Annotated in this window: 9 protein-coding genes; 7 read left to right on the forward strand and 2 right to left on the reverse strand. The window is 62.7% G+C overall.

Translation table 11 applies throughout. From position 1 onward, the window contains the following. The 4 genes from PMI32_RS26905 to PMI32_RS26890 all read left to right on the forward strand — a co-directional run. Positions 1-675 (forward strand): efflux RND transporter periplasmic adaptor subunit (locus PMI32_RS26905; protein WP_008024627.1); only part of this gene is annotated, 675 nt, incomplete at its 5' end. Beyond that, entirely contained in the window at positions 672-1,991 is a 1,320-nt protein-coding gene (locus tag PMI32_RS26900; protein WP_008024628.1) for an efflux RND transporter periplasmic adaptor subunit, read from the forward strand. The genes PMI32_RS26905 and PMI32_RS26900, both read left to right, overlap by 4 nt. After that, positions 1,992-4,088: an efflux RND transporter periplasmic adaptor subunit gene (locus PMI32_RS26895; protein WP_008024629.1), complete on the forward strand. Its 2,097-nt coding sequence runs from the start codon at positions 1,992-1,994 to the stop codon at positions 4,086-4,088. A gap of 11 nt (positions 4,089-4,099) precedes the next feature. Beyond that, positions 4,100-4,597 carry a GNAT family N-acetyltransferase gene (locus tag PMI32_RS26890; RefSeq protein WP_008024630.1) on the forward strand — a complete coding sequence of 166 codons (498 nt, stop codon included), beginning with the start codon at positions 4,100-4,102 and terminating at the stop codon, positions 4,595-4,597. Positions 4,598-4,719: 122 nt separating this feature from the next. Here PMI32_RS26890 and PMI32_RS26885 read toward each other — a convergent pair whose 3' ends face one another. Continuing rightward, positions 4,720-5,031: a DUF6916 family protein gene (locus PMI32_RS26885; RefSeq protein WP_008024631.1), complete on the reverse strand. Its 312-nt coding sequence runs from the start codon at positions 5,029-5,031 to the stop codon at positions 4,720-4,722. Between the two features lie 54 nt (positions 5,032-5,085). Then, positions 5,086-5,673, reverse strand: a complete 588-nt coding sequence (locus tag PMI32_RS26880; RefSeq protein WP_008024632.1) for a phage tail protein — start codon at positions 5,671-5,673, stop codon at positions 5,086-5,088. Positions 5,674-5,913: 240 nt separating this feature from the next. Between PMI32_RS26880 and PMI32_RS26875 the strand changes: the two genes are divergently transcribed. From PMI32_RS26875 to PMI32_RS26865, 3 genes are all read left to right on the forward strand, one after another. Then, the gene (locus PMI32_RS26875) at positions 5,914-7,485 is read left to right on the forward strand and encodes a glycosyltransferase family 39 protein (protein WP_008024633.1); all 1,572 of its coding nucleotides are present in this window, start codon (positions 5,914-5,916) and stop codon (positions 7,483-7,485) included. Between the two features lie 152 nt (positions 7,486-7,637). After that, entirely contained in the window at positions 7,638-8,483 is an 846-nt protein-coding gene (locus PMI32_RS26870; protein ID WP_032828565.1) for a sulfotransferase family protein, read from the forward strand. 50 nt (positions 8,484-8,533) lie between these two features. Beyond that, positions 8,534-11,279: Ig-like domain-containing protein (locus tag PMI32_RS26865; protein WP_008024635.1), on the forward strand; the 2,746-nt coding region annotated here is incomplete at its 3' end.

The raw sequence follows: 11,279 nt of genomic DNA on the forward strand, positions 1-11,279 counted from the left end.
GGCGGTTCGCCAGCCAGTACCGAGGCCCGTGGCGTGTTGCGGGCCCGGGATCAGGCGATGCTTGCCAGTGAGTTGTCCGGGCGGATTGTCGAGTTGCCGTTCAGTGAGGGCGAGTCGTTCAAGAAGGGCGATACGCTGGCGCGTTTCGATTGTTCGGCTTATCAGGCGCAGCTCAATGCGGCGCAGGCTGCGAGCCGTGGGGCCGGTGAGGAGTTGGCTCACAACAAACAACTGGCGGCGTTGAATTCGGTCGGGCGTTTCGAAGTGGCGCGGGCCGAGGCCAGGCTCAGCGAGACGCAGGCGCAATCTCAGGTGTATCAGGTTCAGGTCAAACGCTGCAGCGTGGTTGCGCCGTTTGATGGTCAGGTGGTGGAGCGCAAGGTTCAGCGTTTTGAAAGCGTTGCCGCCGGCGCGCCGTTGCTCGATGTGGTCGACAACCGCACCCTGGAAATCCATTTGCTGGTGCCGTCGCGCTGGATGGGCAAACTCAAGCCCGGCCAGACGTTCAGTTTTGTCCCCGATGAAACCGGCCGGCCACTGGATGCCACGGTCAAACGACTGGGGGCGCGAATTGACGAGGGCAGTCAGACCTTGCTGTTGGTCGCGACGTTGCCCAACGCCTCTGGTTTGTTGGCCGGCATGAGCGGAACGGCGCGTTTCGCGGAGCTCAAGTGAACGCTCCGGTCAGCGGCGGCGCGGAACAGGTCTTCGCCCGCTTTCTCGATCTTGAGCGCCAGACCCGCGCCGCACGCACTCCGTCACAACTGGCCTACAGCCTGGTCAATGACGCTCAGGGCTTGTTCGGTTTTCGTCATGCCGCGTTGTTGATTGCCGGCAAGGTGCACGCGGTGACGGGCGTGAGTACCGTCGACCCGAACGCGCCGTTCGTGGCGTTCGTCGAGCAGGCCGTGGCGCAGTTGTTCAAGCGTGATGTGCTGAAGCAGGCGCGGGTGATTGCGCCCGATCTGCTCAGCGAATCGATTCAGGCGGACTGGCAAAGTCTGTCCGCCGCCCAGGTGTTCTGGTTGCCGCTGATCGATCACCAAAGCGAAGTGTTCGGCGGTCTGTGGCTAGCCCGGGATTTACCGTGGAACCCGGCCGAACAAGTGCTGCTGTCGCAACTCGGCGACACTTACAGTCACGCCTGGCTGGCGCTGCAACCGCACAAGCCCTGGCGACTGCGCTGGACCCGAAAACGTCAGGTCGCGTTGATTGCGCTGCTGTTGCTCGGGATGTTGATCCCGGTGCGCCAATCGGTGCTGGCGCCGGCCGAAGTAGTGCCATTGGGCGGGCGCGTCGTGGCTGCGCCGCTGGACGGCGTGATCGCCGAATTCCTGGTCAAACCCAACCAGACGGTGAAAACCGGCGACCCGTTGCTGCGCTTCGAAGGCACCACCCTCAAGGCTCAGGCTGATGTGGCCGAACGTGCGTTGGGCGTTGCCGAAGCTGAATTGAAAGCCAATTCCCAGCGCTCGTTTGCCGATGCCGAGTCCAGTTCGAAGATTGACTTGCTGGCGGCGCGCGTCGAACAAAAACGCGCCGAACGGGATTACGCCCGTGAATTGCTCAAGCGCAGCGAAGTGCGGGCCGAGCGCGACGGTATCGCGGTGTTCGCCGACGCCGAGCGCTGGACCGGCAAACCGGTGCAGACCGGCGAACGGCTGATGGAAATCGCCGACCCGAGCCAGGCCGAATTGCGTATCGAGCTGGCGGTGAGCGATGCGATTTCCCTGGAGCCGGGTGCGCAAGTCGCACTGTTCCTCGACAGTGATCCGTTGCAACGGCATTCGGCCCGGCTCGAGCGCGCAGCATATGAAGCACAACCCACCGCCGGCGGGCAGTTGGCCTATCGGCTCGATGCCAGTTTCGATCAGGCGCCGCCGCGCATCGGCTTGCGAGGGACGGCGAAAATCTTCGGCGATCGCGCGCCGCTGGCGCTGTACCTGTTACGTAAACCACTGGCCGGTTTGCGCCAGAGTGTGGGGCTGTAGATGAGCCTGCCGAGCCTGCGTGCGGATTTGCAACTGACGCCCGCTTCACCGGCGCTGGATGGTTCGCCGCGCTGGACGTTGGCCGACCCGGTGCGCGGTCGCTATTTCAAACTCGGGGTGGCGGCGATGCGCTTGCTGCGACATTGGTCCCTGGGCGATCCCGAAAAAATACTGCACGCCGCCAATCGCGAGCCGGGTTTGCCGTTGGCCGGCAGCGATCTGGAGCAACTGCTGAGCTTTCTGCGCAGCCACGATCTGATCAGTGCCCTCGACCCGCAGCAGCGTGAAAGTTACAACTTGAAAGCCGCCGCCCAGCATCAGTCGTGGTGGCAGGTCTTGTTGCATCAGTACCTGTTTTTCCGGATCCCTCTTTGGCGGCCGGATGCTTTTCTCAATCGCGCCTGGCCCTGGCTGTCGCGATTCGGTCCGCAAACGCTGCGCTTCGGATTGCCGGCAACACTGATCCTGGGGGTATTTCTGGTGTCCCGGGATTGGCAGCGATTCATCGCGACTTTCCCCCATTTGTTCAGCCTGGGTGGCGCGCTGGCCTTCGGCGTGGCGTTGTTCTTTGCCAAGCTGTGCCACGAATTCGGCCATGCGTTCATGGCCAAGCGCGCGGGCTGTCGGGTGCAAAGCATGGGTGTGGCGTTCATGGTGCTGCTGCCGATGTTCTACACCGACGTCAGCGATGCCTGGCGGGTCAATGATCGACGTGCCCGCTTGCTGATCGGGGCCGGTGGCGTGCTGGCCGAACTGCTGTTGGCGAGCATCGCGCTGCTCGCCTGGTCGCTGTTGCCCGACGGACCGGCGCGCACGGCGGCGTTCATGCTCGCCAGTGCCACCTGGATTACCACGCTGGTGATCAACCTCAACCCGTTCATGCGGTTCGACGGCTACTTTTTGCTCAGTGATTTCTGGGACGTGGAGAACCTGCAAGGGCGAGCCTTTGCCCTGTGCCGCTGGCATCTGCGTGAGACCTTGTTCGGCTACGGCGCACCGGCTCCAGAGCCCTGGTCGCCGACGATGCGGCGGCGTTTGCTGGTCTGGGGTTATGGAACGTGGTTGTGGCGCGCGGTGCTGTTTTTCGGGATTGCGCTGGCGGTGTACCACTTGTTCTTCAAGCTCCTGGGGATTTTCCTGATGCTGGTGGAGCTGGTGTGGTTCATCTTTCTGCCTATCGTGCGCGAGTGGCGCGAGTGGTGGAGCCAGCGTGAGCACGCGCATGTGTCGCGGGTGTTGTTGAGTGCGTTGGGGCTGGTCGCTTTTGTGCTGTTTCTGGCGCTGCCCTGGCGCAGTGCCGTGGAACTGCCGTCGATGCTCGAGGCCGGGCGCGTCAGTACCTTGCATGCGCCGGTGGCGGCGCGGGTCAGGCAGGTGAACGTCAGTGACGGTCAGGTGGTGGCTCAGGGCGATGTGCTGATCGAATTGGTGTCGCCGGATCTGGATTCGCGCCAGGCCATCGTCCGTCGCGAAATCCAGATCCAGCAATTGCAGATGCGCCGCCAGGCTGGTCGCAGCGAAACCGCCGCCGATGCGGGCATTGTCGAGCAGCGCCTGGCGGAGGCCGTGGCCGAGTACCGTGGGTTGGCTGCGCAGCGGGAGCGGCTGCTGATTCGGGCGCCACAGGCGGGCAAGGTGCGAGATCTGTTGCCGCAGTTGTCCGCCGGCCGCTGGTTGTCGCCCAAAGATCCGTTGGCGCGGGTGGTGGAAGACGGCGCACGGCTGCGTGGTTATCTGGCCGAGGCTGAGTTGTGGCGTGTTGCGCCGGGCGCCAGTGGGCGGTTTATCGCCGATGATCCGATGCACCCGGCGATCGCCGTGCAATTGACCGAAATCGACACCAACGGCGCGACCTATGTCGATCAGGAGGCATTGACCTCCGATCACCACGGGCCGATTGCCGTGCGCCGGGATGCCTCGCAACGGGCCGAGCCGGTACAGGGACAATACGGCGCACGGCTGAACACCCTCGAGGCCACCCCGACGCCGCTTCAACCTTTGCGTGGCGTGGTGGTGTTGCAGGGGAGTGGCGAGTCATTGCTGGGCGTTGCCTGGCGGCGAATGGCCGCGCTGGGTGTCAGGGAAAGCGGTTTCTAGGGAGAGCAGCGATGGCGAACACGGATGCTGTGGTGGCCGACGGTTTGGTGGTGCGGCCGTCGCGCGTTAACGATGGGCCTTTCCTGCACAGGCTTTATCAATTGGCACGACCGGATCTGCAATGGATCGACGGCGAGCGAGAGGTGGTTGAGCAGGTCGTCGCCCAGCAATTCCAGGTACAGGAACAAGGGCTGGGAGAGCACTTCCCCAACGCGATGCACTACGTGATCGAAAAGCTCGACACGGCCATCGGTGCGTTGACCACTGATTTTGGTCCCAATGAAATCCGCGTGCTGTACCTGGCGTTCATCCCGCAGGCTCGTGGCCAGGGTTACGGTCGGGCGGTGCTGCAAGGGGTGCAGAAAGCTGCGCAGCAGATTCGCTGCCCGGTGGCCACGGTGGTCTGGGCCAACAATGCCCACGCGCGCCAGCATTACCTGGCGCTGGGGTTTCAGGTTGAAGAGCGTAATCCGGCGGCGGAGCGGTTGGTGTGGTATCCAAAAATTTGAACACGCCACGGACCCAATGTGGGAGCGGGCTTGCTCGCGAATGCGGTGTGTCAGCCAGCGTTATGCCGACTGACACGCCGCATTCGCGAGCAAGCCCGCTCCCACATTTTGATCCCGGTGAATCAGTTGAATGCGATGTAGAAATAGCCCACGCCCGGATCACGCCCCATGGCGGGTACCCGTGAGACAAAAATATCCTCCACGTAGCCAAGATCCGGTAATTCCAGCGCACACAACCCATCTACGAACTCCGTGGATTGCAGGCTGTTGAACTCGACCACGAACGGCATGCGCTCGCTATTCGGCATCCGCGATCGGGGTGATTCTTCAAGGCTGTCGATATGGATCGGCAGCTCACTGCCATCCGGCAATCGCAGCGTCCCCGTCTTTCCCAGAAGCGCCTGAAAGTGTTGGTGTTGAACCTGTTGCAGCATGGCGTCACTCCCAAAATGAAAGTGACCGGGGGCGTTGAATCCCCCGGCCGGATTTCAACCGCGCGAAGGGAACAGCCCTTCCAGGGCAATGCTGAAGTTCAGCACCAGGAACGGGTTCATCGTTGCCATGGGCAGGCCGTTGCCGGCGGACGAGATTTCCCCGGTGACCGTCGTGGCCACACCCTTGAGCGGCACGGCCGCCGCACCTTGCTGATCGGAGTAAATGCTCGCCGAGCCCGGTCCGCCGCCGGAGGCGCCGATGTACGAGTTGGTCGCGGTGGGGGTGGTGACCGGGTTGCTCGCCGGGCTGGCCAGTTGCAGGGTGGTGGTGGCCGTCAGCCCGGACAGGGCGTGGGTGTGATTGGGCAGGTTGGTGATGGTCGCGGTGACGTTCTCGGTCCCGGAGAACTCGCCGATGACGCGTGGGGTCAGGTTCAGCCCGTTACCCATGCACACCGGCATTCGGCCTTGCAGGTTGGGCAGCATGAAGTTGGAGACGCCATTGCCTCCGAAGTTGACGCCCAGCAGCGCGAACAGTGCGTTGTATTGCTGGATTGCGAGCGTCTGGCCATTACACAAGGCCCAGCCGCTGGGCGCGTAGTTAAAGGCGAAAGGCTGGATAGTGCCGATGAATACTTCCATAGTTCCTCATCCCTCAGGTTAGTTGTCTGGCGCGCCACAAGCGTGGCCCGGACGTCCGGAACCATCGTTGCGATCAGCCGACTCCATTCATTTCCCTGGCTGAGTCACGCCAAACCAGAGCGTAGTTGATGCGCCTCACGGCCGAATGTCGCTGGTCGCAAAACCGGCATCGACGACGAACCGGCGCCGTCCTAAAGTGATCAACAGGCAGGGTGGTCGAGGGCTGTTTCAGGGGGGGTAATGGAGGCGCGCAGAGAAACACCGTTTGGCGGCACCCATGAGCCGCACGCCGCGCCCGGCATCTGGGCGATTGTTCAGCGCTGGTTGCGCTGGGCGCAGGAGCACTGGCTGTTGCCGATCCTGGCGTTGGCGGCGCTGGTGCGTTTCTACGACCTGACGGCGGCCGCCATTTGGGGCGATGAAGGTTCCAGCCTGCTACTGAGTCAGTATTCAGTGGCCGACATCTGGGTCCATGCGGCCCATGACGTGCACCCGCCGCTGTATTTCCTGCTGCTGCATGGCTGGGTCGGGTTGTTCGGCGACGGTATTTTTTCGATCCGCTGCCTCAGCGCCTTGCCCGGCATCGTCACGGTGTGGCTCGGCGTCTGGCTGATGGACTTGCTCGCCACTCGCCGTGCAGCGCTGCTGGCCGGTTTCCTCTTGGCACTGTTGCCCACGGCGGTGCGCTACAGCCAGGAAGTGCGTATGTATTCGCTGCTGGGGTTGTGGCTGATCGGCGCGACGATTGCCCTGGCCTACTGGATCAGGCACCCGCATCGCAGGCGGTATCTGGTGGCGTATGCGCTGTTGATGACTGCTGCGTTCTACACCCACTACTTCACGGCCCTGTGCGTGCTCTGCCACTGGCTGTATCTGGGGCTGATCCGCGTCCAGCCGGGGCATCGCTTGCGCCATGTCCAACGCCCCGACTGGTGGCTGGCGAATGTCGCGATCGTGTTGTTGTACCTGCCGTGGGCGCCGAGCCTGATCGATCTGCTCCAGCACCTGGATCAACTCAAGGCCAACGGCGATGTGGGCTGGGAAACGCCTGTCACGTTCGGCTCGTTGCCTTCGATGTTCTGGTCGTTCCTGATCCAGGACGATGGCGAGAACCTGCCGACGCTGATGTTCATCGCGATGCCGCTGGCGTTACTGGCCATTGTGGGGGTGGCGCTGGCGCGGGACCGCAGTGTCTTTCGTGGCAGCGCTCTGCTGGTGATCTACACGGCGTTGCCGTTGCTGCTGGTGTTCGGGGTTTCGTTTATCACGCCGGTGTTCATCGAGCGCTACCTGACGGCGTATGCCCTGGGGCTGCCGATGATTGTCGCGCTGGCGGTTGATCGTCTGTATTCAGGCTTTCGGGTGCTGGCCGTGACGGTGTTGGTGCTGTTTGTCGGTGTTGAACTGGTGGGTCTGAAGAACAACGCCACGGTGGACACCAATGATCAAATCAACGTCATGGTCGACTACGTGAACCAGCACTTCGTGACCGGTGACCGGATCGTCACCAGTGACATGCTCTGGTACCTCAGTTACGTCTATTACAACCGCACCGAGGCCAAGCCGCTGCTGTTCACTCCGCCGCTGGCCAATGGCGCTTCGAGCCGGCCGAACGCCTATGGCTTCGGCACATTGGTGCCTCAGGACACGTACCTCGACAGTCTCGACCGCTTGCCCAAGGGCAGTGGCCGGGTCTGGCTGATTGGCACCGTCGATGTTCCGGACGAGTTCGCGCCGTTGCCCTCAGGCTGGCAGCGCTCGGGCGAAACACAAGCGGGAGGCGCCACTGCGCGATTGTTCGTACTGCATTGATCCGGTGGAATGCTTAAACGATTCACCTCACAAGCAGTAATAAAAAACGCGTTTTAGTCAGCGCCGTAACTTCGATTTGATATCAAAACACCACTACTTTTAAGGCCATTCATGGTCTACGCTCCGTCATACATAAAGGACTTATGACTAGGGTGAAGGGATTGCAGCAGTTCCATTTTATTTCCGGCTTACCGCGCTCGGGCTCGACCCTGCTTTCTGCAATCCTTTTGCAGAACCCGCGTTTCCATGCCGGCATGACCAGCCCCGTCGGCTCACTCTTTTCCGGTGTCCTCGAACAATGCAGCGCCGGCAGCGAGTTCGGCGCGGTGATCGATACCGACCTGCGCCGCCGTTTGCTTCGCGGCCTGTTTGACTCCTTCTACGCCGACAAGGCCGACAAACCGGTGGTGTTCGACACCAACCGCTTGTGGAGTTCGCGCCTGCCGGCCATCAGCGATCTGTTCCCGCAAGCCAAGGTCATTGCCTGTGTGCGCAACGTTGCCTGGGTCATGGACAGCATCGAGCGTCTTTATCGCGCCAACCCTTTTGAAAACACCAAGCTGTTTGGCGATGCGGTCGAACGCAACACGGTCTACAGCCGCTGCGAAACCCTCGCCCAACGCAATCGCCTGGTCGGTTTTGCCTGGGCGGCGCTCAAGGAAGCCTATTACGGTGAACACGCCGACTCGCTGCTGATCGTCGATTACGACCTGCTGACCCAGGCGCCTGACCGGGTGATGCGGCTGGTCTACGACTTCATTGGCGAGCCCTGGTTCGAGCACGATTTCGACCGCCTGGCCTACGACGCGCCGGAGTTCGATCAAGCCCTCGGCGTGTCCGGCCTGCACAAGGTCAAACCCAAAGTCGAGTTGCAATCGCGGCGTACGATTCTGCCGCCGGATTTGTTCAAGCAGTACGCAGAATTGTCCTTCTGGCTCGATGGCTCTGCCAGCGCCGCCAATGTCATTCGTATGAAAGCCGATGCTGCGATCAGTTGATCGCGGCGTTTTCGTTTACGCAGAAAAACGTTCGAGTCCGGGTGAGTAACATGTGGTGGAGCAACGGCAAGTCACGGATTACCAAAGGCGCACGAGCGCTGGCCTCTCCAATGATCATGTCCCTGGAACCGCGAATGCTGTTCGACGGCGCGGTCGCGGCCACGGTGGCCGATACCGCCCAGGCTGACAGCCACACCACGGCCGACGCGGCCAAGCCGCCCGTTGCGGAGAAACCGGCCGCCAGCCAGGACACCCACGGCCAGGCCGATGCCACGCCCGCCGTGGCGCCCGTTGCCGTGCCGGGACAGAGCGTGGTGTTCGTCGATTCCCGGGTCAAGGATGCCGACAGCCTGCTCAAAGGTGTGGCGCCCGGTACTCAGGTGGTCCAACTCGATGCCACCAAGGACGGCTTGCAGCAGATTGCCGATTACCTGGACACCCATCAGGGCATCAGCTCGGTACAGATCATCGCCCACGGTAACGCGGGCGATCTGTGGCTGGGGAACAGTTACCTGTCTGCCGACAACGTCGCGGCCCGCAGCGCGGTGCTGGCGGAAATCGGCAAGGACATGAACGTCGGCGGCGACATCCTGATCTACGGCTGCTACACCGCCGAGGGTGAACGGGGTTTGAACTTCGTCGATTCCCTGGCGCAACTGACCGGCCGTGATGTGGCGGCGTCCAGCAACCGTACCGGCGTGGGTGGCGACTGGGATCTGGAGATCGCCACCGGCAATATCGAAAGCACCAACGTGCTGTCGAAAATGGCCATGAGCGACTATGAGTGGGGCCTGGCGACCTGGACGGCCACCAACAACGCGAACACCGGCGTCGGCTCGTTGCGTGCCGCCATCGCTTCGGCGCAGAACGGCGATATCGTCACTTTCAGCTCCGGCATGACGGTGCAGTTGACCTCCGAACTGCTGATCAACAAGAACATCACCGTTGATGGCGACTTGAACAATGACGGTGCGGCGGATGTGATTCTCGACGGTCAGTACAGGACCCGGGTGATTGAAATTGCGGCGGGCAAAACCGTGACGCTCGATGGTCTGGTGATCACCCGTGGGCTGGTGTCGGGCACGGGCGGCAACGGTGGCTACGGCGCCACGGGCGCCATGGCCGGGGGGATTTTCAACGCAGGGATCCTGACGCTGAACAATGTGAGCGTGACCTCAAACGCCGCTTCTGGCGGCGGTGGCGGCGGCGGTGTCACGGGGGCGTTTTACGGCGGTGGCGGTGGCGGCGGTGGCGGTCTGGGCGGCCAGGGTGGTGGGCATGGCGGTTCGGCCGGGCCGGGCACCGGCACGTTGGGCGGCCAGGCAGGCAGCGGTGGCGTTGGTGGTTACGGCGGCGGTTACGACGCGACCCACATGGGCGGCCGCGGCGGCACCAGCACCGGTGGGGCTGGCGGCGTGGGCGTTTCCTACTACAGCAACGGCGGTAACGGTGCGACGGCCACCAATGGCACGATTTCCATTGGCGGCGGTGGCGGCGGCGCCGGTTGGGACAAGGTTGGTGGCGCCGGCGGCAACGCGGCTGGCGGGATCTACAACGCAAGCTCCGGCGTTATCACCATCATCGGCACGTCGAACATTACTAACAACATCGGTGCCGGTGGTGGCGGCGGCGGTGGTGGTGGCCAAGGCAGCAACGCCTCCAACGGCGGCATCGGTGGCCGGGGCGTCGGTGCGATCTGGAACAAGGGCACGTTGCTGATCACCGCCGCCAACTTCGCAGCCCTGGCCGGTAATGCCGCGGGCAGCGGTGCCGGTGGTACTGCGCAGGGCGGGGGGGCAATCGGCACCTCGCCGACCGCCGTGGCGGCAATCTACAACGACGGCGGCATACTCAACACCGCCTATGCACCACCGCCGACCGCAACCATTGTGGTCACCGATACCACGTTGAGCATCGGCGAAACGAGCCTGGTGACCATCACCTTCTCCGAAGCGGTGACCGGTTTCACCAACGCGGACCTGACCATCGCCAACGGTACGCTGACGGCAGTGAGCAGCAGCGACGGCGGTATCACCTGGACGGCAACGTTCACGCCAACCGCCAGTATTTCCGACACGACCAACGTCATCACCCTCGACAATACCGGGGTGATCAACGGCCTGGGCACAGCTGGCGTCGGTACCACCAATTCCAATAACTACGTCGTCGATACCGCTCGCCCGACCGCGACCATCGTGGTGGCCGACAATGCACTGAAAATCGGCGAAACCTCGCTGGTGACCATCACCTTCAACGAGGCGGTGAGCGGTTTAACCAACGCCGACCTGACGATTGCCAACGGCACCTTGACGGCGGTGAGCAGCAGCGATGGCGGCATCACCTGGACAGCTACGTTCACCCCGACGGCCAGCATTACTGACTCGACCAACCTGATCACCCTGGACAACACCGGTGTCAGCGACCTGGCGGGCAACGCCGGCAGCGGCACCACCGACTCAAGTAACTACGCCATTGATACCGTGCGGCCGACCGCGACCATCGTCGTGGCCGACACAGCGCTGAGCATCGGCGAAACCTCGCTGGTGACGTTCACCTTCAGCGAAGCGGTCAGCGGTTTCACCAACGCCGACCTGACCATCGCCAACGGCACATTGACGGCGGTGAGCAGCAGCGACGGCGGCATCACCTGGACCGCGACCTTCACACCGACCGCCAGCATCAATGACACGACCAACCTGATCGTCCTGAACAATACCGGGATCAGCGATCTGTCCGGCAATGCCGGCACCGGTACGACCAATTCGAACAACTATGCCATTGATACCGTGCGTCCGA

It is taken from the genome of Pseudomonas sp. GM60 (genome assembly GCF_000282415.1).
Classification (GTDB): domain Bacteria; phylum Pseudomonadota; class Gammaproteobacteria; order Pseudomonadales; family Pseudomonadaceae; genus Aquipseudomonas; species Aquipseudomonas migulae.

Coding starts and splice junctions, on each gene's coding strand:
- PMI32_RS26885 (WP_008024631.1), bottom strand. CDS start 5,031: ATGCTGCAACAGGTTCAACACCAACACTTTCAGGCGCTTCTGGGAAAG.
- PMI32_RS26895 (WP_008024629.1), top strand. CDS start 1,992: ATGAGCCTGCCGAGCCTGCGTGCGGATTTGCAACTGACGCCCGCTTCA.
- PMI32_RS26880 (WP_008024632.1), bottom strand. CDS start 5,673: ATGGAAGTATTCATCGGCACTATCCAGCCTTTCGCCTTTAACTACGCG.
- PMI32_RS26890 (WP_008024630.1), top strand. CDS start 4,100: ATGGCGAACACGGATGCTGTGGTGGCCGACGGTTTGGTGGTGCGGCCG.
- PMI32_RS26875 (WP_008024633.1), top strand. CDS start 5,914: ATGGAGGCGCGCAGAGAAACACCGTTTGGCGGCACCCATGAGCCGCAC.